This is a genomic window from Brevibacillus sp. HD3.3A (genome assembly GCF_013284375.2).
Classification (GTDB): domain Bacteria; phylum Bacillota; class Bacilli; order Brevibacillales; family Brevibacillaceae; genus Brevibacillus; species Brevibacillus parabrevis.
This window is the reverse complement of record NZ_CP085874.1, coordinates 4,315,527-4,337,245: the sequence shown is the minus strand read 5'-3', so window position 1 is coordinate 4,337,245 and position 21,719 is coordinate 4,315,527. Positions and strand designations below refer to the sequence as shown.

The following is a 21,719-nucleotide window of genomic DNA, read 5'->3' as shown; positions in this document are numbered from 1 at the left end:
TTCCCTATAAGGGTGGCTCAAGCGGGAAGAGAACATGCATTCGTTTTACAGCGACGATTTTCACCTATTGACAGTCGCTGCTAACAGGATTATATTTTGACTGACACGAAAGTCAATGAAAAAAGGGGGGAGCAGCTCGTGCCTCGCTCAAAGGAGCAGAACGAAGAAATTCGCGCCCAGCGAAAGGAAGCGATCATGCAGGGCGCTCTTGCTGTTTATGTGGAAAAGGGCTACGCAGCCGCAGATATCAAGGATGTGGCTGAGCATGCCGGAGTAGCCAGAGGACTGGTGTATTACTACTACAAAGACAAGCGTTCTTTGTTTCGCGATTTGTTTGCGCATATGTTTCAGCTCTCCAACAAGCATACCCGCTATCATTTTTCGCAGGAAGGGACAGCGGTAGAACTGTGCAAACAGTTTGCCCTCGTCATGTTCCACAATTTGTTTGAACGCTCTTTGCATGTCATGTTCTTTTTTCGCATGCGCCATGATTTGCGTGAGCTGTTTACGGGGGAAGAACTGCGTGGGCTGATGTGGCGCGACAACAATTTGCAAGTCATGGTAGATGCGCTTCGCCAAGGGATGGAGGCAGGCGATGTGCGTCAAATGTCGCCGGAGCTGCTCGCGGAGCAGTTTTGGGGAGCGATGATGCACGCGATGGGTTATTTGCACCGGAAAAAGAAGAACTTGCGCGCGGACGGACATGATATGGAACAAATCAAGGCGTTGCTCACGGATGAGATTGAAGCGGCAACTGAATCGTGCGTCTCCATGCTCCGGCCTTAACCGCGCATGTAGCTGAAGGACAAAAGGAGGATTTTTTTGCTGAAATTATTGCGTTATTTACGGCCATACCGTCAGATGGTCTTTCTGACGATGTTGTTTATGCTGCTTCAGTCGATTGCGAACTTGTATCTCCCGACGTTGATGTCACATATCGTCAACGAAGGGATCGTGAAGGAAAATACGGCTTATATATGGACAACGGGCGGCTTCATGCTGCTTGTCTCGGCAGGCGCTGCAGTTTTGTCTGTCGCGGCCAGCTACATGGCATCCCGTTCTGCTTCCGGTTTCGGGATGCGGATACGCAGCAGCGTGTTCAGTCATATTGAACGGTTCTCGCTGGAGGAGTTCGACAAGCACGGGACCGCTTCGCTGATCACGAGAACGACCAATGACATTGCCCAAGTCCAGCAGGTGCTGAACATGATGTTGCGGATGATGGTCATGGCTCCGATGATGTGCATCGGCGGGATCATCATGGCTTTGTCCAAAGACGCGGAGCTGTCCATCGTCATCATCGTGGCGATTCCGATTTTGGTCCTGGCGATTTTCGGGATCGGCTCGAAAGGGATTCCGTATTTCCAAGCCATGCAAGGCAAAATCGACAAGCTCAATCTCGTGCTGCGCGAGTCGTTGACAGGCATCCGCGTCGTGCGGGCTTTCAATCGGATTGAGCACGAGCGGGGACGCTTCAATCGCGCGAACGAAGATTTGACTGCGACAGCGATCAAAGCCAACCAGATCATGGCTGGGATGATGCCTGTCATGATGCTGATGATGAATGCCACTTCGATTGCGATCATCTGGTTTGGCGGATTGCGGATTAGCACGGGCCATATGCAAGTAGGCGATTTGATGGCCTTTTTGCAGTATGCGATGCAAATTTTGTTTTCCTTGATGATGGCGTCGATGATGTTCAGCATGGTGCCGAGAGCTTCCGCTTCAGCGGCGCGGATTCACGACGTGCTCTCGACTGAGCCGGTCATCGTCGACCGCGAGCAGGCAAGTGTAGGGAAAGCAAGCGCAGGGGGAGACGTCGTTTTTGACCAAGTGACGTTCCGCTATCCAGGCGCAGAAAAGCCCGCCCTCTCCGACATTTCTTTCGTGGCCCGGCGTGGACAGGTGACGGCCGTGATCGGAGGAACCGGCTCGGGGAAAAGCACGCTCGCCAGCCTGATCCCGCGCTTTTACGATGTCGAGAGCGGGTATGTTCAAGTAGGCGGCACGGATGTGCGCGACTGGCCGCAAAGCGAGCTGCGGACAAACATTGGCTTCGTGCCGCAAAAGGCTCTGCTGTTCACCGGGACGATTGCGGACAATATTCGTTACGGAAAAGAAGAGGCGACAACAGAGGAAATCCGGCACGCACTGGACATTGCCCAAGCCACAGACTTTATCGAGAACATGCCGGACGGATTGGATACGGTGCTCTCGCAGGGCGGAGCCAATTTGTCCGGCGGGCAAAAGCAGCGGCTTTCGATTGCCCGGGCGCTCGTTCGCCAGCCGGGCGTCTACATTTTTGACGACAGCTTTTCGGCGCTTGATTTCAAAACAGATGCCAAGCTGAGAGCTGCCTTGAAAAGCGAAACGCAGGAGGCGACGGTCATCATCGTGGCACAGCGGGTCAACACGGTGATGGACGCTGACCAGATCATCGTGCTGGAGGAAGGCAGAGTGGCGGGGATCGGCACACACCGCGAGCTGCTTGCCACCTGTAGCATCTACCAGGAGATTGTCACATCCCAACTGACAGAGGAGGAACTCGCATGAAGGAAAATCAACAACGACCTCCCCAAGGGCCAGGCGGGCAAAGGCCGATGGGCTTCGGCGGGCCTGGAATGCTGACAATGCCTGGTCAGAAGGCAAAAGATTTCAAAGGGACGCTGCGCCGCTTGCTCGGCTATTTGAAGCCGTATCGCTTCCAGCTGTTCATCGTCTTTTTGACCGCTGCACTCAGTACGATTTTCGGTATTCTCAGTCCGAAGCTGCTGGGGAATGCAACGACTACGATTTTCGAAGGGTTCATGGGCAAGGTGAAGGGAGTACCTGGGGCGACGTTCGATTTTTCTGCGATCTGGCAAATTATCGTGACGCTGATCGGGCTGTATTTGTTTTCGTCTCTGTTTGCCTATATTCAGCAATACGTGATGGCTTCTGTCGCGCAAAAGACCGTGTATGCTTTGCGCAAAGAAGTAAATGAAAAGCTGGCGCGGCTGCCGCTGAAATACTTTGACGAGCGCACGTATGGCGAGATCATGAGCCGGGTCGTCAACGATGTGGATACGATCAGCGGGACGTTGCAGCAAAGCTTGACGCAGACGATCACGTCGATCATCACGCTGGTGGGGGTAGTCGTCATGATGCTGACGATCAGTCCGCTGATGACGGTGATTTTGATGCTGACCTTGCCGCTTAGCGTCGTTGTGATCAAACTGGTGGCTTCCCGCTCGATGCCGCATTTCAAAGGACAGCAGCAAGCGCTCGGCGAACTGAACGGTCACGTGGAAGAAATGTACACGGGGCATAAAATCGTCAAAGCGTTTGGCCGGGAAAAAAGCGTGATCGAGAAGTTCGATGCGATTAACGAAAAGCTGTATCAATCAGGCTGGAAGGCGCAGTTTCTTGCCGGGATCATGATGCCTTTGATGATGTTTGTCGGCAATATCGGATTTGTGCTTGTCTGTGTAGTCGGAGGCGTGCTCGTGACTCGCGGCAGTATTACGATCGGGGATGTGCAGGCGTTCATCCAGTACGCCCAGCAGTTTTCCCAGCCGATTACCCAAACGGCCAACATTGCGAACATCATCCAGTCAACGCTTGTCGCTGCCGAGCGTGTTTTTGAAGTGCTGGACGCAGAAGAGGAGTCGGCAGATGAGCGCTCGGAAGCTGTCGCTGTCCGTTCGCAGGGGCATGTGCAGTTCGAACACGTGTCGTTTGGCTACAAGGAAGCGGAACCGCTGATTACGGATATGAACATCGATGTACAGCCAGGCATGACGGTGGCGATCGTCGGACCGACCGGGGCTGGCAAGACTACTTTGGTCAATTTGCTCATGCGCTTCTACGAGCTTGATGGCGGACGCATTACGATTGACGGACACGACATCCGCGATTTGCCGCGGGGCGAGCTGCGGAGCCAGTTTGGCATGGTGCTGCAGGACACGTGGCTGTTTAACGGAACGATCAAGGAAAATATCGCCTACGGACGGGCGGGGGCAAGCGACGCCGAGATCATCGAGGCGGCGAAAGCAGCACATGCCGACCATTTTGTGCGGACACTGCCGGAAGGATACGAGACGATGCTGAATGAGGAAGCATCGAATATCTCGCAAGGACAGAAGCAGCTTCTGACGATTGCCAGGGCGTTCCTCGCCGATCCGGCGATTTTGATTCTCGATGAGGCGACGAGCAGCGTCGATACCCGGACAGAGCTGTTGATTCAAAAAGCGATGGCTGGTCTGATGGAAGGACGAACGAGCTTTGTGATCGCCCATCGCCTGTCGACGATCCGCGATGCCGATATGATTCTCGTCATGAACAAGGGCACGGTGATCGAGCAGGGGAATCACGCAGAACTGCTGGCGCAGGGCGGTTTCTACGCCGATTTGTACAACAGCCAGTTTTCGCAAGACAGCGAGACGCAAGTAAGCTAATAAAAGTGCGGGATTCCCAGCCTCCGCTGGCAAAGCTCCGTGACACTTGAACTGCTTTCTTTCCAAACCAAACGCCAGTAGAGTAGTAAATCAGTAACCACCACAGACTTTTTGTGGTGGTTTTTGTACGTGCTCCAGAACACGAAAAAGCAGGCCGCCGAAAACTCCGGGGCCTGCTTTTTTGGGTGGGTGCTGTTACGAACTTATTTGTGTCGCGAAAACTTACGCGTTTACTGGTTTGCCTTCGTCCAGCAGCTGGCGAAGAACAGTTTGCAGAATACCACCGTTGCGGTAGTAGTCTACGTCTACCATGGAGTCGAGACGAACGATTACTTCGAACTCGAACTTGCTGCCGTCTTGTTTGGTTGCTTCTACTTTTACGCGTTGGCCTGGCTGAACTTCGTCGGAGAGACCCAGGATGCTGAAGGACTCAGTACCGTCGATGCCCAGGGACTTCCAGCTTTGGCCGTCAGCGAATTGCAGAGGCAGAACGCCCATACCTACGAGGTTCGCACGGTGGATACGCTCGAAGCTCTCAGCGATAACCGCTTTGATGCCCAAGAGGAAAGTACCTTTTGCTGCCCAGTCACGGGAAGAACCAGTACCGTACTCTTTACCAGCCAGTACAACGAGTGGAGTGCCGTCTGCTTGATACTTCATGGAAGCATCGTAGATGGACATAACTTCGCCGGATGGCAAGTATTTCGTTACGCCGCCCTCAGTGCCAGGAGCCACTTGGTTGCGGATACGGATGTTGGCAAACGTACCGCGCATCATGACATCGTGGCTACCACGACGAGCGCCGTAGGAGTTGAAGTCTTTGCGCTCTACGCCATTTGCTTGCAGATAAATACCTGCAGGGCTGGTTGGCGAGATGTTACCAGCTGGGGAGATGTGGTCAGTTGTCACAGAGTCACCGAACAGAGCGATGGTGTTCGCTGCTTTGATGTCTGCGATCGCTGCGATTTCGCCAGCAAGGTCTTTGAAGAATGGCGGTTCTTGGATGTAGGTGGATTTTTCGTCCCACTCGTACAGATCGCCAGTTGGAACGTCGATTTTGTTCCAAGCTTCGTTTTGTGTGAACACTTGGCCGTACTCGGCACGGAACAGGTCTGGGTTCATTGCTTTGCCCATTGCTTCCGAGATTTCTTGTGGAGTTGGCCAGATGTCTTTCAGGTAAACAGGCTCTCCGTCTTTGCCAGTACCGATTGGTTCTGTAGTCAGGTCGATGTCTACAGTACCAGCCAGTGCGTAGGCGATAACCAATGGAGGAGAAGCGAGGTAGTTCGCTTTTACCTGTGCATGGATACGTCCTTCGAAGTTACGGTTACCGGACAGAACAGCTGCTACTGTCAGGTCTTCGTCAGCGATTGCTTTGCTGGTTTCTTCCGGCAATGGACCGGAGTTACCGATGCAAGTGGTGCAACCGTAGCCGACTACGTTGAATCCGATCGCATCCAAAGAATCAATCAGACCAGCGTCAGTCAGGTATTGCGTTACGACGCGGGAACCTGGAGCCAGGGAGCTTTTCACGAAAGGAGGCTTTTTCAAACCTTTTTCCACTGCTTTTTTCGCCAGGATACCTGCACCCAGCATTACGCTAGGATTTGATGTATTGGTACAGGAAGTAATCGCTGCGATCACGACAGCACCTGTTTTCAGCGTAGCGGTTTCACCGTTTGGATAAGCAACTGGTGCGCTTGCTGCGATTTTCTCTTCGGAAAGACCAAATCCGCCTTTGTCGATTGGCGTACGGAGGCTGTTGTTGAAGGATTCCTTCATAGCAGTCAGCTCTACGCGGTCTTGCGGGCGTTTTGGACCAGCCAAGCTTGGTACGACAGTGGACAAATCCAGTTCCAATGTTTCGGAGAAGACTGGGTCTGGAGTGTCGTCGGTACGGAACAGACCTTGTGCTTTGGTGTAAGTTTCTACCAGAGAGATCAGGTCTTCTTCACGACCAGTTTGACGCATGTAGTTGAGTGTCTCCGCATCTACAGGGAAGAAGCCCATTGTAGCGCCGTACTCAGGAGCCATGTTTGCTACGGTAGCGCGGTCAGCCAGCGAGATGTTGGACAGGCCAGGGCCGTAGAACTCCACGAATTTACCTACCACACCTTTTTTACGCAGCATTTGCGTAACAGTCAGGGCGAGGTCAGTTGCCGTTGCACCAGCATTCAGGGTGCCAGTCAGTTTGAAGCCGACAACTTCTGGTGTTACGAAGTACAGAGGTTGACCGAGCATTCCTGCTTCTGCCTCGATACCACCGACACCCCAGCCAAGAACACCAAGACCGTTGATCATGGTGGTGTGGGAGTCAGTACCTACCAGAGAGTCAGGGAAAGCAACGAGTTCGCCATCTACTTCGCGAGTAGCGATAACAGTTGCCAAGTACTCCAGGTTTACTTGGTGAACGATACCAGTAGCTGGAGGAACAGCACGGAAGTTGTCAAACGCTGTTTGCGCCCAACGCAGGAAACGGTAGCGCTCTTGGTTGCGTTCAAATTCGAGCTTCATGTTGTTGTCCAGAGCTGCTGCATTACCGAAATCGTCAACCATTACGGAGTGGTCGATTACGAGATCAACAGGCACGAGCGGGTTGATTCGTTTTGGATCTCCACCAGCGCGCTTCATCGCGATACGCATCGCTGCCAAGTCAACGACAGCAGGTACGCCTGTGAAGTCTTGCAGGACGATACGAGCTGGCATGAGTGGTACTTCTTGGTTTTCGTCGCGGCCTTTTGTCCAGGTCGCCAGTTGTTGTACGTGTTCTTTGGTGATCGCACGGCCATCGAACTGACGTACAGCAGCCTCAAGCAAAACTTTAATGGAGAACGGCAGTTTGGAAACATCGCCGAGTCCTTGTTCTTCCAATCCTTGCAGGCGATAGTACGCGAAAGACTTGTCGCCTACTTGCAGGGAAGATTTCACTTTGTAAGCATCTTGTTTAGCCAATGTATACAACCTCCCTATTGTAACTTGGGGTTTCATCTGGTGAAACGCAGTTTCGTTTCCTTATTACGAACTTATTATACTCGATTTGTTTCCCGGCTTCTACCCCAAATTCATCATTTATATACAAAAATGATGGGAGAAAAAACAAACCGGTATGTTTCCCGTTGTATTTAATGAAGGAAAAATATCCAGACTTCATGTATTATCCCGTTTATATTTCGTTTACATTCATCCGTTATCGTATCACTTGTCACGAAAAACAAGCAGAGGAGTCAGCTATATGAAAGAACAAACGACCAACCAACGACCCGGATTGGGAAATTGGCGACCTTTTTATCAACTCATCAAGGCAACGAAGCCGTCCAAAATGAAGCTCGGCATCGCCTTGTTTATGAGCATCGCGACGACTGTGGTCAGTCTGGTCATTCCGATGTTTACGAAAGACCTCGTCGACAGCTTCACCCTTTCGACGATCAGCCAGGGGCAAATTGCGCTGTTGATGATTGCTTTCGTCGCGCAAGCCATTGCCAGCGGCTTGTCCATCTACTTGTTGAATCACGTCGGCCAGAGCATTGTGGCTGCGCTGCGTGAGCGCTTGTGGAAAAAGCTGCTCGTCCTGCCCGTCGCTTATTATGACAACCATCGCACGGGAGAAACGATCAGCCGGATGACGAACGACACCGGGGTTGTCAAAGGGCTGATCAGCGAGCACCTCGCCAACTTTTATACCGGAATTATCGCCATCATCGGATCGGTGGCAACGCTGTTGTACCTCGATTGGCAAATGACGCTGACGATGCTGATCGCCGTCCCGCTGTCCATCGCGATTCTCGTCCCGTTAGGCCGGCAAATGTACAAAATCTCCAAAGGGCTGCAAGATGAGACAGCGAGCTTTACTACAGTTATGAATCAAGTCTTGTCCGAGGTGCGGCTGGTCAAGGCGCAAAACGCCGAGCCGCATGAGTACGCAGCCGGAAGCCGGGGGATTGGCAACCTGTTCCGTTACGGGCTGAAAGAAGGCCGCGTGCAGGCGATGATCGGGCCGTTGATCTCGTTTGTTTTGATGGTGTTGCTCGTCGTGATCATGGGCTACGGCGGGATGCGCGTTGCGACTGGCGCTCTGAGCGCTGGCGAACTTGTCGCGTTTATTTTGTACCTCGTTCAGATCATCATGCCGCTGGGGCAGTTTACCCAATTTTTTACCCAACTGCAAAAGGCAATGGGCGCAACAGAGCGAATCATAGCTACATTGGAGGAACCGGAGGAAGATCACGAGACAGGTCGCACACTGGAAAATGCAGCGCTGCCGATCCAGCTGGACAAAGTGGGCTTTGCTTACGAAAACGGGGAGCGCATTCTCGATCAGGTCAGCTTCACGATTCCGGCGGGAAAAGTGACGGCGATTGTCGGGCCGAGCGGAAGCGGCAAAACGACGCTGTTCGCCTTGCTGGAACGGTTTTATCAGCCAGCAGAAGGCGAAATTCGCTTGGGACATGATCCGATCGATACGTTTTCGCTGGCATCATGGCGCAGCAAGATCGGCTACGTCTCCCAGGAAAGCCCTTTGATTGCAGGCACGATCCGGGAAAATATTTGCTACGGCATTTCCCGCCCGATTAGCGAAGCAGAACTGAAACAAGCGGCGGCGATGGCGTACGCGGACCAGTTTATTGACGAATTGCCTGATGGGTACGACACTCAAGTAGGAGAGCGAGGCGTCAAGCTGTCGGGAGGACAGCGCCAACGCATCGGGATTGCCCGCGCCCTGCTGCGCGATCCGCAAATTTTGATGCTGGATGAAGCGACCTCAAGCCTCGACAGCAAGTCGGAAATCATCGTTCAGCAAGCGTTGCAAAACTTGATGAAGGGGCGCACGACTCTCGTGATTGCCCACCGACTGTCTACCGTGGTGGACGCGGATCAGATCATCTTCCTGGAAAAAGGCAAAATAACCGGAATGGGAACGCACGAACAACTGTTTGAATCGCACGACATGTACAAGGAGCTGGCTAGCCAGCAATTGCTGATGAAGGAGAAGGTGCAGGCGACATGACGAAAATTATGGTAGTGGACGACGATCCGCACATTCGTGAGCTTGTCCGCGTCTTTTTGCGCAACGAGGGCTTCGAGGTCGTGGAAGCGGAAAATGGCGTCGAGGCGCTGAAAAAAATGGAATCGCCCGGTGCCGATCTGGTCATCCTCGATATTATGATGCCGCAGATGGACGGCTGGGAGCTGTGCCGACAATTGCGTGAGCATTACGATACCCCGCTGCTCATGCTGACGGCCAAAGGAGAGACGGCACAAAAAGTCAAAGGCTTCGAACTCGGAACGGACGATTATCTCGTCAAGCCGTTTGAGCCGGCAGAACTGGCTGTGCGGGTAAAAGCGCTGCTCAAGCGCTACAAAATCGCCGCCTCCCACAAAGTACAGGCAGGGCTTTTGCAGTTGGATCGCAAGACGTTCGAGATTGCGTGTCAGGACAAGGCGTGGACGATTCCGTTGAAAGAGTTTGAACTGTTGTTCAAGCTGGCGAGCTATCCGGGGCAGACGATTCCGCGCGAGCAGTTGATCGAGCAAATCTGGGGCTACGATTTTGAAGGCAACGAACGCACCGTCGACGTGCACATCAATCGGCTGCGCGAGCGTTTTCCGGAAGGGGAGTACGGCTTTCGCATCCGCACCGTCCGCGGCCTCGGTTATCGACTGGAGCTGGACAAATGAAACAGCCAAAACAAATGCCGAACCATTTGTCCCATTCCAGTCGCAAGTTTATCGTTCTGAAACTGCTGTTTCTGGTCGGGCTGGTGGCTTTGCTCATCGTCTGCGGGGCTGGGGCGTATTGGGCGACTGGTTTCGTCGGACTTACGCAGAGCGAATTTATTCGAGCAGTAGTCAGCTCTTTCCTCAGCTTCGTTTTGTTTATTCTCATAGCGTCTGTGATTTCTCGCTTTGTCCGTCCGCGACATCTGGAGCTGTTTCAATTGCTGATCGATGCGTTAAGACGGATTGCCAAAGGAGATTTCAACGTGAATCTGGATTTCAAAGTGGAGCGGGAGTGGGGGCAGCTCGTGGCGGGCATCAATCACATGGCGGAGCAATTGCAGGAAATGGAGAACATGCGCCAAGAGTTCATTTCCAATGTCTCGCATGAAATCCAGTCGCCGCTGACTTCGATTCGCGGCTTCGCCCGCGCCCTGCAAAACGACAGCCTGAGCGCCGAAGATCGTCAACATTATTTGGAGATCATCGAAACGGAAAGCAACCGCTTGTCCAAAATCAGTGACAACTTGTTGAAGCTGACCTCGCTGGAGGGCAAGCATCACCCGTTTGAACGCAAGCGCTATCGTCTCGATCAGCAGTTGCAACAAATCATTTTGGCTTGCGAGCCGCAATGGCTGGACAAAGAGATTGAAATGGAGCTTGATCTGGAAAAGGTGCACATCGTGGCTGACGAGGACATGATGAGCCAGGTGTGGAACAATCTGCTTGCCAACAGCATCAAGTTCACCGAGCCGGGCGGACAGATTCGCGTCGCACTGCACGAGCAGCAGGGCGCTGTACAGGTGCGCATTTCCGATACGGGGATCGGCATCGCCAAAGAAAATCTCGAACGCATTTTTGAGCGGTTTTTTAAGGAAGACAAGTCGCGCAATCGCACAACAGGCGGAAGCGGTCTTGGACTGTCCATCGTCAAAAAAATTGTGGAGATGCACGAGGCGACCATTTCCGTGAAGAGCGAGCCGGGAAAAGGAACGACTTTTACAGTAGCATGGCCGAGCGAGCAGGCGGACGCTCAACCAGATGGGCAGCCTGGCGCCGAGGAACAGCATCGAAAAAGAAAAAGACCTTGAGAGCCATACATTCTCAAGGTCTTTTTGTCGTGGCATTACGCCCCGATGTATTTGGCGTGCAGCGATCTTGCTACGCTGACCTCATCCGTTCCTTGCACGAGTACGCGCCCGTCCGGGAAGGCGACGAGGGTGTATGCATCGACGTGGAAGCGGAGCAGGAATTTGTTTTGCTCAATTCGGCCCAGTGGAGCGAGCCGTGCTGCGAGAGCGTCCAAATCGAGCGAGACAGCAGCGCCCGGCGAGATTTGCACCGTGTCTCGGCCACAGAGAGAGACTGCCTGTCCGTCTTGGGATTCGGGCTGCAAAAAGGTGTATTCGTGCTTGCCGCAGGTTGGGCAATCGCTGCGGCGGGCATTCGCCACTTTGATTTGCTGGTGGCGGTTTTGCCAGATTTCAAAATGCTCCAGATTCAAGTTGAGGTCGTCTGTTGCGCCGACCAACAGCTTGAACGCTTCGGTAGCTTGATACGAAGCTACGATATGAATGATCGGGCCGATGACGCCCGCTGTATCGCAAGTGGGCATTTCGCCCGGGTTGGGAGCTTCCGGGAACAAACAGCGCAAACATGGCGTGATGCCGGGACGGATCGTGGTAAACGTGCCCGTCGCACTGACAGCACCGCCGTACACCCACGGAATGCCGTGCTTGACGCAGACGTCGTTGACCAGATAGCGAACCTGGAAGTTGTCTGTCGCATCCAGCACCAGATCGACGTCAGAAAGCAATTCCTCGGCGTTATAGGCGGACAGATCGGCGACAATCGGTTCGATGACGACGGATGAATTGATGTTCGACAGCTTGGCGTGGGCTGCAATCGCTTTTGGCAAATGCTCGGCGGCATCCGTCTCGTCGTAGAGCATCTGCCGCTGCAAGTTGCTCGGCTCCACGAAGTCGCGGTCGATCAGGCGGACAAAGCCTACTCCGGCGCGAACCAGATGATTCGACAGCACGGTGCCAAGCGCCCCCATGCCGACGATCGCCACACGGCTTTGTCCGAGCTTCTCCTGCCCGCTGCGTCCGATCGGATGAAACAGGATTTGACGGGAATAGCGTGTATCCAAAGCGACTACTCCTCCTTTCCGTACTCGGAGGCAAGCGGATTCCACGGGCCTTGCTGGTGGCCTTTCCATTCGCTGCCGTCTTCCCACATTTCTTTTTTCCAGATCGGAACGATTTGCTTCAGTCGTTCGATGGCGTAGCGCCCTGCTTCAAAAGACTCGTTGCGGTGCGCAGTAGCGACGGCGACGACGACTGCGATTTCCTCTACAGCCAAGTCTCCGATGCGATGATGCATGGCGACGGTCGCGCCAGGCCAGCGTTCCTTGATCTCGTCCGCGACCTGCTTCATTTTTTCCACTGCCATCGGCTCGTACGCTTCATAGGACAGGTAGACCGTGCGCTGTCCGTGCGTAAATTCGCGCACCGTCCCGACAAAGGTGAGAATCGCGCCTGCGTGCGGGTTGCTCACGAGGCTGACCAGCTTGTCCGCCGAGAGCTTTTCCCGGGTAACGGCAAAAAAGGGCACTTCTTCACCGCCGCTGACTGGAGGCAAAAGAGCGATCTCATCCTGAGCGGAAATGACGCGATCAGGCTGGGCGTATTCGTGATTAATGGAAACAAAACTGCTGCCGAGCAGCGGGGCGAGGACAGGGTACTCTTCCCGGATTGCTTGCAGCAGATCGTGTACAGTAGCGTTTTCTGGCAAAGTCAGTTGGATGTCACGGGCATTGGCGCGTTCGGCCAGTCCGGCAAACAACAATACGGTAATCGTCAAGGCAATTCCTCACTTCCGCTTGTAAATGACAGTTCTCTATGGCTTGACGATATCACAATCGGAGAGAGATGCCAATGAGCGAAGGGCTGCAAGGTGCACGCTAAAAGGGCTAGGGGGCGAATCCCTCCTGGCTGATTTTGACTTCGTCAGGGGCGAAGACGCGCAACAGCCGCTCGTAGACGATCCGATACGCGGAAGGTCCCGCCCATTCCTCTAGTCCCGCTTCGCTGAACAGGGCGGGGATGCCGTTTTTGCTCGTCCGTTTGCCGCCGCTGCCGTCTCCCATATAAAAGTCGTCCAAACAGACGCGCGTGACCAGCGGCCGCAGCAAGTCGGGAAACGCTTCCGTGCTCGGCAAGGCCGGAGCGATCGTCGCCTGGGTCGGGACGCCAGCGGCAGCCAGTCGCTCCAACGCTTTCAGCCGAGCCGCAATCGGCGGGGCCTGCGGCGAAAACAGCTTGCGCATATCCTCCCGGTCGGTTTCCACCGTCATGCTGACCCGTACACGCTCTCCGAGTTGAACGAGCAAATCGATATCGCGCGTGACCAGCGGGCTGCGCGTCTGAACGAGCAAAAAGTCGGGTGGATTGTCCGCCATGACTTCCAACAGCGAGCGCGTCACTTTTTCCTGGTACTCCGCAGGCTGATAAGGGTCTGTGCTCGACGACATGAAAATCGTGACCTTGCCTTTTGCCTTTGCTTTGCTCAGCTCTTTGACAAGCAGCGTGGCTGCTTCGGTTTTGACGTCGACCCACGTGCCCCAGTCCAAACCGCGAAACAGCGAGACAGGCATTTGCCGCACGTAACAGTAAGAACAGGCGAACGAACAGCCTGTATACGGGTTGAGCGAATGCGTGTAATCCGCGAGAAAGCCGCTGCCTTTATTCAGGAGCGACTTCGGTTGTTTGTAAAAGAGCGTGCTTTTCAAGCTAATCCCTTCTTTTACGTAGCGTCGTGGAAAATGATGCCCAGGCTGTACCGCGTGCCTGTCGTGATCGTGCTGACTCCGTGACGCATCGTCGTTTTGTAGTAGCCGCGTGTCCCGGCTACAGGGCGGTAGGAGGTGGGGAAAATCAATCCCGCCCCTTGTTCCAAGGTTATCACATGACCTCTGCTTTGCGCGCGTGGCCGTTGCTCTGTCAGGAGAAATTCCCCGCCGGAAAAGTCTTTTTCCTGCTGATTTAAGACAAACACAACCTGAAACGGAAAAAACAGCTCTCCGTACATATCCTGATGCAGACAATTGTAGCCGCCTGCTTCGTATTTTAAAATCAGCGGCGTCGGCCTGGTCTGTCCGTGCTGGTGACAATGATCGAGAAAATCAGTCAGAGCCGCAGGGAAAGCAGCCGTATGTCCGAGCAGTTGCCCCCAATGATTGGCTACTGGAGCCAGCCGGGGATACAAGCTTGCCCTGAGCTGTTGGACGAGCGGCGGCAGCGGAGCCTGATAGTAGCGATATTCGCCGCTGCCAAAGCGGTAGCGCTCCATCTGGATTGTTTTGCGAAAAAGCGAGTCAGCGGAGTAGCCCGCGATCAACTCCTGACATTCTTCTTCCTTTAATAGGCGCGGGAGAGTGGCGTAGCCTTGTGCATCCAACTCATGAACGATCTGCTCCCAGCTTTGCGCGTCGATTCGATTCGCCAACGTGTCAGACATGGACAGCGCTCCGTTTCACGCTCGTTTTCTCCAGCTTGAGCAGCTCTGTTTTCATGGGGAGGCCGCCGCGATAGCCTGTAAGCTTCCCGTCTTTTCCGACCACCCGATGGCACGGAATCGTCAACAACAACGGATTGGCGCCAATCGCTGCGCCCACTGCCCGGACAGCCGCGCTGTTGTTGATGTGGGCAGCAACGTCGGAGTAAGAGGCCGTCTGTCCGTACGGAATTTGCTGCAACGCCTGCCAAACCGCTTGTTGAAAAGGAGTGCCCGACAGATCGTGGGCGACTGAAAACTGCTGGCGTTCTCCCTGCAAATACTCGATGATCTCTTTGGCGTACGGAGCCAGCCGAGCCGCATCCTGGACGAGAGCGTATCTGGGTTTGCGCCGCGCTGCCCATTGTGCCAATTCGTCAATCGGGTGGTGATTGGAGCCGACGAAAGCAAGTCCCTTCTCTGTTGCTGCGATGTACAGACTCCACTCGCCATGCTCTACTTTTGCCCAGTATATGTGCTGATTTTTGTTCATTTTGTTTGCGCCTCCTTAACAGTTGCCAATGTACGCACAGTATACCTTTGTTTTCGCGATTCCGTACGTTTTCGGCAATAAATCAGCAAGATAGTGAAAGCGATGCGACATGATTTGCCAAAGACAAATCTCGCGGTGTTCCCATTGATTTTCGCAAGCGGCGGGAGTAAGGTAGAAGAAGCAAAGTTGCAAGCGGGTTACGGGATCGTACAAATGGAGGACGAACAGGAACATGAGTGATCAACTGACGCATTTTAATGAACAAAACCGTGCGCGCATGGTGGATGTTTCGGAAAAAGACATCACCAAGCGGGAGGCCGTAGCGGAAAGCAAAATCGTCATGAAGCCCGAGACGCTTCAGCGTATTCGCGAAGGGCGGGTAGAGAAGGGGGATGTGCTGGCAGTCGCGCAAGTAGCGGGAGTCATGGCTGCGAAAAAGACGTGGGACATCATTCCGATGTGCCATCCGCTTTCCTTGACCGGGATTGATATTCGCTTCACGTTTGAAAACGAGACGACGCTGGGCCTGGAAGCAAGCGTGCGGACGACCGGAAAAACAGGCGTCGAGATGGAAGCTTTGACAGCGGTAAGCGTTGCTGCTCTTACGGTGTACGACATGTGCAAGGCGATGGACAAAGGCATGGTCATCGGGCCGACCTGTCTGTTGAGCAAATCAGGCGGAAAGAACGGCGATTTTCGTCGGGGAGAGAACTAGATTATGAGACAGAAATGGGAATCCTATCCGAGCAGCATTCGTCTTCTGGCGGTTGCTGCCATCATTTTTTCTACGGGTATGGCATGTATATGGCCGCTCGTCACGATTTACATTCACGATTACTTGGGGAAGCCGCTGCCTGTAGCGGGTTTTTTGCTGTTATTGAACCAGGGCGCGTTTTTGATCGGAAGCATCACGGGTGGCATGCTGTTTGACCGCTGGGGAAGAATGCGGACGATCATAATCGGCTCTGTCGGCATTATTTTGATTACAATCGGTCTTGGACTTACGCACGATTTTACCGTGTATACGATCCTGCTGCTGTTAAACGGGCTGTTCTACGGAACGCTGTCTCCTGTCATGAACGCGCTGGCGGTCGTTTTGTGGCCGGAAGGCGGGCGCAAAGGAATCAACATGATTTACGTCGCGTTGAATGCGGGAGTGGCGGCAGGCTCGGCGCTGGGCGGACTTTTGGCGAGCGTATCGTTTTCCTGGACCTTTTTCGGGAACGCACTCACGCAAATGATCGTTCTCGCCATCTTCGTGATCTTTTTGCCGCGCCATCTGAAAGCGGCGGAGAATCGGCCACTGCCTGCTTCGCCAGCGGGCGAGTCGGACACGAGCAAGACCGATGCTGACGGACAGCTTGGCGCACATGGCGCAGGAGAGCTTCAGCCAACGCGAAAAGTGGTTTGGGGAGCCTTGCTGTTTTTGTGCAGCGGCTTGCTGATCAGCTGGATTGTGTACGTGCAATGGACGACGGTGTTGTCGACTTACATGCAATCTTTGGGCATCTCCTTGCGCCAGTACAGCTTGCTGTGGACGCTGAATGGCGGCTTGATCCTGTTTGGTCAACCGCTGATCGCCTGGGTCATTCGCCGCTTTGCTCGCACGCTGAAAGCGCAAATGCTGCTCGGCTCCTACGTCTTTGCCTTGTCGATGCTGATTTTGTCGCAGTCGACCTCCTATGCGGGCTTCGTCGCCGCGATGTTTATCATGACGTTGGGCGAAATGCTCGTCTGGCCAGCCGTTCCTGCCGTAGCCGCACAAATTACGCCAGCAGGACGGGAAGGCTTTATTCAAGGGCTGATCGCGGGAACAGGCTCGGCAGGGCGGATGCTCGGACCGTTGCTCGGCGCGATCATTTTCCAGCACTTTCAGGCGCAAGGGCTTTTGTACATCATGGCAGGGCTTGCGCTCTTGTCCGTGGCGTTTTTCGCCTTCCACACAACGTTTTTGAATCGCCGTCAAAAGGTGGCTGTGCCAACCGCAGAAAAGATGTAGCGAAAAAAGGCGAGCGCCTGCGGGGAAGCATCTTGACACGCCGAGAGCAGGCAATGTAGTATGAAGAAGATTAAAAACAGTATATTCCGTGTGATTTACTTATGAAGAGAGGCGGAGGGACTGGCCCTATGAAGCCCGGCAGCGGATCTGCGCGTGTAGCGATGCAGATGCTGTGCCAATTCCAGCAGGAGTATTCCTGACAGATAAGGACGTGACCAAGCTGATCTCCCCCTTTTTCTGTACGGAAAAAGGGGGTTTTTGCTGTATGGGCGAAAAGAAAGGAACTGAAGAGAAATGCGTATCCAACCTTCCGACATGATTGACCGGCTGCCAACCCAATTTTTCGCGACGCTGGTAGCGAAAGTAAATAAAGTCATCGCCAACGGGCACGATGTGATCAACCTGGGGCAGGGAAACCCGGACTTGCCGACTCCTCCCCACATCGTAGAAGCGCTGCAAGCACATACAGCCAACCCGCTTCACCACAAGTACCCGCCTTTTTCCGGCCGACTGGAACTGAAGCAGGCTGTTGCGCACTGGTACAAACAACAATTTGACGTAGACCTTGATCCGGAAGAAGAAGTAGCGGTTTTGTTCGGCAGCAAAACAGGACTGGTGGAAATTTGCCAGGTGCTGATGAACGCAGGCGACGTCGCGCTCGTACCGGACCCGGGCTATCCGGATTACTGGTCGGGTGTGGCGGTCGTCAATGGTCGGATGTCGATGATGCCGCTGACAGCAGAAAATCAGTTTTTGCCGGACTACAGCAAAATTCCGCAAGCCGATTTGGATCGGGCCAAGCTGATGTTTTTGAACTATCCGAATAACCCGACAGCGGTGAACGCGCCGTTTGAATTTTACGAGGAAACGATTCAATTTGCCCGCAAGCATGAGATCGTCGTCTGCCACGACTTTGCCTACGGCGCGATCAGCTACGACGGCAAAAAGCCGGTCAGCTTCATGCAGGTGCCAGGGGCAAAAGAGGTCGGTGTCGAGTTTTACACTTTGTCCAAAACGTACAACATGGCTGGCTGGCGCGTAGGGGCGATGGTCGGCAACCGCGAGCTGGTGAGACTGATCAATTTGATTCAGGATCATTATTTCGTCAGCCTGTTCGGTGCTGTGCAAATGGCCGCGGTAACCGCGATGACCGAATCGCAGCAATGCGTTCGGGATTTGGTGGCTGTTTACGAAAGCAGACGAAACGCCTTGTTCTCCAATCTGCACCGCATCGGCTGGCAAGCGCCGCCGTCCCAAGGCTCGTTTTTTGCCTGGCTCCCGGTTCCAGCCGGATTCACTTCCATCGAGTTTTCCGATTTGCTCTTGGAAAAAGCGCATGTCGTCGTTGCTCCCGGTGACGGCTTCGGCCCTACCGGGGAAGGATACGTTCGCGCCGCGCTGTTGTCGAGTGAAGAACGTCTGGCCGAAGCGGTACAGCGCATTGAGAAATTAGGACTGTTTGCCAATACCAAATAGGATGAGAACGGACCGCACTTTCCTGCATGAGAAAGTGCGGTTTTTGTTTGGAAATCAGGGGATAGCAGGAGATTTTCTGGGTAAAATGTAAGGGCCATGCGTTTTGGAAACCAAGACAGGCAAGGCGAATAAAAATCATTCTCACCGTTGACAGATAATGATTTTCATTATAGGATGGTAATGATAATTGATCTCAGCAAGAGCGGGAGGGTACTATGCGCTATCAGATTAACGGTTACACGGACATGTATACGGTGATCGCCAACGAGCGGAAGATCGGTGGAGCCATTGAAGCAGCTCAGGTTCGACTGCGCACGGGAGAGATTTTTGCCAATGCGGTTCTCACTCGTTTGGAAATGTCAGGTGCGCATTTTTGCTCGATCGGATTCGTCACAGAAGAAGGCAAGCGGCTGATTGTGCACGTAGATGATATCAGCATGATCGCAGATGCGCGCCATGTAAATGTATGTGAGCTGACCAATGAATGCATGCGTGCAGAGAAATGCGCGGATCGCTTGAAGCGTTTGAAGCGTCTCTGTGAGCTGAACGAAGGAAGCTGTACGCCGACTTTCCAGGAAGAAGCGCTGCTTTTGGCAGAGGACATCGGACTGGATGAAGCACGCGGACACGTAGACTTGTCTTTCTTGCCGCAAGCAGAAAAGGCTCGTGTTGTTCGCATCGCGTAGAATAGCTATTTGATTTACATAATCGCCCCTTTCCCTTTTACTGGTCTTATCCCCGTCAAGTGGACAGTTCAAAACAAGCCCTTGCTTTACGCAGCCTCAGCTCGGTATTGAACTGGGCTGAGACTGCGTAAACGAGCTTGAATCCGTTCGTGATTGTAAAAATGAATGTAACGTTCGATTGCTTTATTCACCTCTTCTTCGGTTCCGAAGGAATCCAAATATATACATTCTGTTTTGAGGTGGCTGAAAAAGCTTTCGATACAAGCGTTGTCCAGGCAGTTTCCTTTTCTCGACATACTTGGAGTTATGTTATACGCTTGTAATAGATTCTGATATGCTCTGGACGTGTACTGGCTTCCCTGATCGCTATGTAGCAGGACGCCATTCACGTCTCTTTTTTGTGTCGCTGCCTTCACAGTATCTAAGACGAGGGATAAATCATTCTGTTTGCTGACTTTATAGGCAATTACCTCATTATTGAAAAGGTCGTAAATGACAGACAGATACAGCCGTCTCCCGTTAAAAATGATATAGGTAATATCTGTAGCCCATTTTTCAGTAGGTCGTGACGCAGCAAACTCACGGTTCAACTTGTTTTCTGTTATCACGATTGGCTCTTTGCGTCCATAATACTTTCGTTTCCTGCGAATACGTGATTGGATCCCCAACTCTTTCATCAGTCGGTACACACGCTTATGATTAATTCGAATGCCATGGACCCGGTATAGCCACATCTTAATTCGAGGATATCCGTATATTCCATTGACCCCTTGATGACAATGCAAAATCAGCTTTTTTAACTCTTGGTCTTCCGCGTATTTTCTCGTCGGGTTCTTCTGTAAGTGCAGCCACTTATAATAACCACTTTTTGATACTTGAGCAATTTTGCATAGTAACAGAACTGGATAACGATCCGCCATCTCAGCAATAATCCGAAAAATTACTGTTTTTCCCTGATCCTTCTTCTTTCCCCCTTTCTGGCTTCTAAGAGCTTTTTTAAGAATTCTACCTCCGCTTCAAGACGCCTAATTCTTTCATCTGAAGCCATGGGGTTTTTACGAGGCCTTCCCATGCTCATCCCTCCGGCTTTGCCTCTTTGGTCTACCAATCCTTGTACACCGTGATCTCTGTATTTTCTAACCCATCTACGGAACATCCGTAAATCCAAACCGTAGGTTTCTTGAATTTGTTTATACGTAGCTCCTTGTTCAAACCATTCCACTACTTGTGTCTTAAATTCAAGCGAGTATGTCATTTTCCCCATAAAGAATATCCCCTCCAAATAAACAGTAATGGTCTTTCTTTTTACTGTCTACTTAAAGGGGATAATATCATACAGCGGAGAGGGGCTTTTTGCGTGCGGGCGTTGATGCTGCAAAAACCGGATGAAGCTCTGGACCGGATAAGGCATGATGTCGTCCTGGCGATAGACGAGGCAAATGTGCCTGCGATTGACGTAGCCGGGCAGTTCGCGAACGATCAGCTCACCAGTTTCGCTTTCGCGCACGACGCTGCGGTACGGCAGGACACTGACGCCCATGTTGTGTTTGGTCGCTTCTTTGATCGTCTCAATCGCCCCCAGCTCCATGCGCACTTGCCAGCGCAGCTGGTTTTCCTGGGCCCAAAGTTCAGCAAGCTCGCGTGAGGTGGAGCCTGCTTCGTGAATGAGAAATGGCTCGGATTGCAAATCAGTCAGCTCGATCACGCTTTTTTGGGCAAGCGGATTTTGCGGAGCGAGAACGAGGCGCAGTTCGTCGGCAAGCAGCGGAATGACATGCAGACCGTCCTGGGGCTGCATGGACAACGAGACAATCGCCAAATCGATCTCAAAATCGCGCAGCAGCTCCATGAGCGGCCGCGCTTTTTTTACGGTCAAAATCGGCAGGACGTGCGGATGCTCCGCCTGAAATGAAGCCAGATAAGGGGGAAGATAGTAGGTGGCAGGCGTATAGCTCGCCCCGATTTTCAGCGTTCCTCTGCCGCCGTGGCGAAACTCCTCCATGACTTGTCCGGCCTCTGTGAGCAAAGTGGACACTCTGCGGGCATAAGGCAAGAGCGCCGCTCCTGCTTCCGTCAGGCGAAAGTGCCGCGGCTGCTTGTAATACAGCTCCACGCCGAGGTCGCTCTCCAGTTTTTTCAGGTGAAAGCTGACGGTTGGCTGCTTGATATGCAAAGCTTCGGCGGCTTCGGTCAGCGACTTGCACTGAGCGGAAACGGCAAATACGCGCAATTGCTGAATATTCATCGAGTCGATCCCTCCGCCACCAGTATAGATATTCTCTATCGTTCCATCAATAAACATAGACGTTATTTAACACAAGCTTAGCATCTCATTTACTTTCCGCTCACACTAATCG

19 protein-coding genes and 1 riboswitch are annotated in these 21,719 nt (G+C 53.1%); of the genes, 10 read left to right on the top strand and 9 right to left on the bottom strand.

What is annotated here, in order from left to right; translation table 11 throughout:
* Positions 1 to 138 precede the first annotated feature (138 nt).
* Genes HP435_RS20275 through HP435_RS20265 form a run of 3 tightly spaced genes read left to right on the top strand, consistent with a single transcriptional unit; the run spans position 139 to position 4,436 of the window.
* On the top strand, positions 139 to 786 hold the full coding sequence (locus tag HP435_RS20275; RefSeq protein ID WP_122964072.1) for a TetR/AcrR family transcriptional regulator: 648 nt from the start codon (positions 139 to 141) through the stop codon (positions 784 to 786).
* 36 nt (positions 787 to 822) lie between these two features.
* Positions 823 to 2,553 carry an ABC transporter ATP-binding protein gene (locus HP435_RS20270; protein ID WP_173599126.1) on the top strand — a complete coding sequence of 577 codons (1,731 nt, stop codon included), beginning with the start codon at positions 823 to 825 and terminating at the stop codon, positions 2,551 to 2,553.
* Complete coding sequence (locus tag HP435_RS20265) at positions 2,550 to 4,436, top strand: ABC transporter ATP-binding protein (RefSeq protein ID WP_173599127.1); 1,887 nt, start codon at positions 2,550 to 2,552, stop codon at positions 4,434 to 4,436. Before HP435_RS20270 ends, HP435_RS20265 begins: the two co-directional genes overlap by 4 nt.
* Positions 4,437 to 4,658: 222 nt before the next feature.
* Here the strand turns inward: HP435_RS20265 and acnA are convergent, their stop codons facing one another.
* A complete protein-coding gene (gene acnA, locus HP435_RS20260) occupies positions 4,659 to 7,388 on the bottom strand; it encodes an aconitate hydratase AcnA (protein ID WP_122963987.1) in 2,730 nt (909 codons plus the stop codon).
* Positions 7,389 to 7,668: 280 nt separating this feature from the next.
* Between acnA and HP435_RS20255 the strand changes: the two genes are divergently transcribed.
* From HP435_RS20255 to HP435_RS20245, 3 genes are read left to right on the top strand one after another with little or no spacing between them, the layout of a single operon-like run.
* Entirely contained in the window at positions 7,669 to 9,441 is a 1,773-nt protein-coding gene (locus HP435_RS20255) for an ABC transporter ATP-binding protein (RefSeq protein ID WP_173599128.1), read from the top strand.
* Positions 9,438 to 10,112, top strand: coding sequence for a response regulator transcription factor (locus HP435_RS20250; RefSeq protein ID WP_122963989.1), 675 nt, complete (start codon positions 9,438 to 9,440; stop codon positions 10,110 to 10,112). Before HP435_RS20255 ends, HP435_RS20250 begins: the two co-directional genes overlap by 4 nt.
* Complete coding sequence (locus tag HP435_RS20245) at positions 10,109 to 11,242, top strand: sensor histidine kinase (protein ID WP_173599129.1); 1,134 nt, start codon at positions 10,109 to 10,111, stop codon at positions 11,240 to 11,242. Before HP435_RS20250 ends, HP435_RS20245 begins: the two co-directional genes overlap by 4 nt.
* Before the next feature lie 35 nt (positions 11,243 to 11,277).
* Here HP435_RS20245 and HP435_RS20240 read toward each other — a convergent pair whose 3' ends face one another.
* From HP435_RS20240 to HP435_RS20220, 5 genes are all read right to left on the bottom strand, one after another.
* The gene (locus HP435_RS20240) at positions 11,278 to 12,303 is read right to left on the bottom strand and encodes a ThiF family adenylyltransferase (protein ID WP_122963991.1); all 1,026 of its coding nucleotides are present in this window, start codon (positions 12,301 to 12,303) and stop codon (positions 11,278 to 11,280) included.
* Between the two features lie 5 nt (positions 12,304 to 12,308).
* Entirely contained in the window at positions 12,309 to 13,016 is a 708-nt protein-coding gene (locus tag HP435_RS20235) for a molybdenum cofactor biosynthesis protein (protein WP_173596893.1), read from the bottom strand.
* A 109-nt stretch (positions 13,017 to 13,125) separates the two neighbouring features.
* Positions 13,126 to 13,944 (bottom strand): SPL family radical SAM protein, encoded by an 819-nt coding sequence (locus HP435_RS20230; protein WP_173599130.1) that lies wholly within the window; start codon positions 13,942 to 13,944, stop codon positions 13,126 to 13,128.
* A 14-nt stretch (positions 13,945 to 13,958) separates the two neighbouring features.
* Positions 13,959 to 14,672 carry a 2OG-Fe(II) oxygenase gene (locus HP435_RS20225; RefSeq protein WP_173599131.1) on the bottom strand — a complete coding sequence of 238 codons (714 nt, stop codon included), beginning with the start codon at positions 14,670 to 14,672 and terminating at the stop codon, positions 13,959 to 13,961.
* A complete protein-coding gene (locus HP435_RS20220; RefSeq protein WP_173599132.1) occupies positions 14,665 to 15,201 on the bottom strand; it encodes a methylated-DNA--[protein]-cysteine S-methyltransferase in 537 nt (178 codons plus the stop codon). The genes HP435_RS20225 and HP435_RS20220 overlap by 8 nt, the downstream gene beginning before the upstream one ends.
* Positions 15,202 to 15,433: 232 nt before the next feature.
* Between HP435_RS20220 and moaC the strand changes: the two genes are divergently transcribed.
* The 4 genes from moaC (at position 15,434) to HP435_RS20200 (ending at position 19,362) form a co-directional block, all read left to right on the top strand.
* Positions 15,434 to 15,916: a cyclic pyranopterin monophosphate synthase MoaC gene (gene moaC / locus HP435_RS20215; RefSeq protein WP_063228098.1), complete on the top strand. Its 483-nt coding sequence runs from the start codon at positions 15,434 to 15,436 to the stop codon at positions 15,914 to 15,916.
* Between the two features lie 3 nt (positions 15,917 to 15,919).
* On the top strand, positions 15,920 to 17,200 hold the full coding sequence (locus HP435_RS20210) for an MFS transporter (RefSeq protein WP_173599133.1): 1,281 nt from the start codon (positions 15,920 to 15,922) through the stop codon (positions 17,198 to 17,200).
* 96 nt (positions 17,201 to 17,296) lie between these two features.
* Positions 17,297 to 17,410: riboswitch (SAM riboswitch) on the top strand.
* Positions 17,411 to 17,494: 84 nt separating this feature from the next.
* Positions 17,495 to 18,676, top strand: coding sequence for a pyridoxal phosphate-dependent aminotransferase (locus tag HP435_RS20205; protein ID WP_122963997.1), 1,182 nt, complete (start codon positions 17,495 to 17,497; stop codon positions 18,674 to 18,676).
* A gap of 215 nt (positions 18,677 to 18,891) precedes the next feature.
* Entirely contained in the window at positions 18,892 to 19,362 is a 471-nt protein-coding gene (locus HP435_RS20200; protein ID WP_122963998.1) for a hypothetical protein, read from the top strand.
* Between the two features lie 86 nt (positions 19,363 to 19,448).
* Here the strand turns inward: HP435_RS20200 and HP435_RS20195 are convergent, their stop codons facing one another.
* The 3 genes from HP435_RS20195 to HP435_RS20185 are packed head-to-tail and all read right to left on the bottom strand — an operon-like array spanning position 19,449 to position 21,607.
* Positions 19,449 to 20,366: an IS3 family transposase gene (locus tag HP435_RS20195; RefSeq protein WP_173600267.1), complete on the bottom strand. Its 918-nt coding sequence runs from the start codon at positions 20,364 to 20,366 to the stop codon at positions 19,449 to 19,451.
* Entirely contained in the window at positions 20,303 to 20,626 is a 324-nt protein-coding gene (locus HP435_RS20190; protein ID WP_173600266.1) for a helix-turn-helix domain-containing protein, read from the bottom strand. Before HP435_RS20190 ends, HP435_RS20195 begins: the two co-directional genes overlap by 64 nt.
* Before the next feature lie 48 nt (positions 20,627 to 20,674).
* On the bottom strand, positions 20,675 to 21,607 hold the full coding sequence (locus HP435_RS20185) for a LysR family transcriptional regulator (RefSeq protein ID WP_229049717.1): 933 nt from the start codon (positions 21,605 to 21,607) through the stop codon (positions 20,675 to 20,677).
* Positions 21,608 to 21,719: the final 112 nt, after the last annotated feature.

Excerpts from the sequence above, each read along its gene's own strand:
- HP435_RS20225 (WP_173599131.1), bottom strand. The coding sequence starts at position 14,672 with ATGTCTGACACGTTGGCGAATCGAATCGACGCGCAAAGCTGGGAGCAG.
- moaC (WP_063228098.1), top strand. The coding sequence starts at position 15,434 with ATGAGTGATCAACTGACGCATTTTAATGAACAAAACCGTGCGCGCATG.
- HP435_RS20265 (WP_173599127.1), top strand. The coding sequence starts at position 2,550 with ATGAAGGAAAATCAACAACGACCTCCCCAAGGGCCAGGCGGGCAAAGG.
- HP435_RS20205 (WP_122963997.1), top strand. The coding sequence starts at position 17,495 with ATGCGTATCCAACCTTCCGACATGATTGACCGGCTGCCAACCCAATTT.
- HP435_RS20250 (WP_122963989.1), top strand. The coding sequence starts at position 9,438 with ATGACGAAAATTATGGTAGTGGACGACGATCCGCACATTCGTGAGCTT.
- HP435_RS20185 (WP_229049717.1), bottom strand. The coding sequence starts at position 21,607 with ATGAATATTCAGCAATTGCGCGTATTTGCCGTTTCCGCTCAGTGCAAG.
- HP435_RS20220 (WP_173599132.1), bottom strand. The coding sequence starts at position 15,201 with ATGAACAAAAATCAGCACATATACTGGGCAAAAGTAGAGCATGGCGAG.
- HP435_RS20210 (WP_173599133.1), top strand. The coding sequence starts at position 15,920 with ATGAGACAGAAATGGGAATCCTATCCGAGCAGCATTCGTCTTCTGGCG.
- HP435_RS20255 (WP_173599128.1), top strand. The coding sequence starts at position 7,669 with ATGAAAGAACAAACGACCAACCAACGACCCGGATTGGGAAATTGGCGA.
- HP435_RS20200 (WP_122963998.1), top strand. The coding sequence starts at position 18,892 with ATGCGCTATCAGATTAACGGTTACACGGACATGTATACGGTGATCGCC.
- HP435_RS20190 (WP_173600266.1), bottom strand. The coding sequence starts at position 20,626 with ATGGGGAAAATGACATACTCGCTTGAATTTAAGACACAAGTAGTGGAA.
- HP435_RS20245 (WP_173599129.1), top strand. The coding sequence starts at position 10,109 with ATGAAACAGCCAAAACAAATGCCGAACCATTTGTCCCATTCCAGTCGC.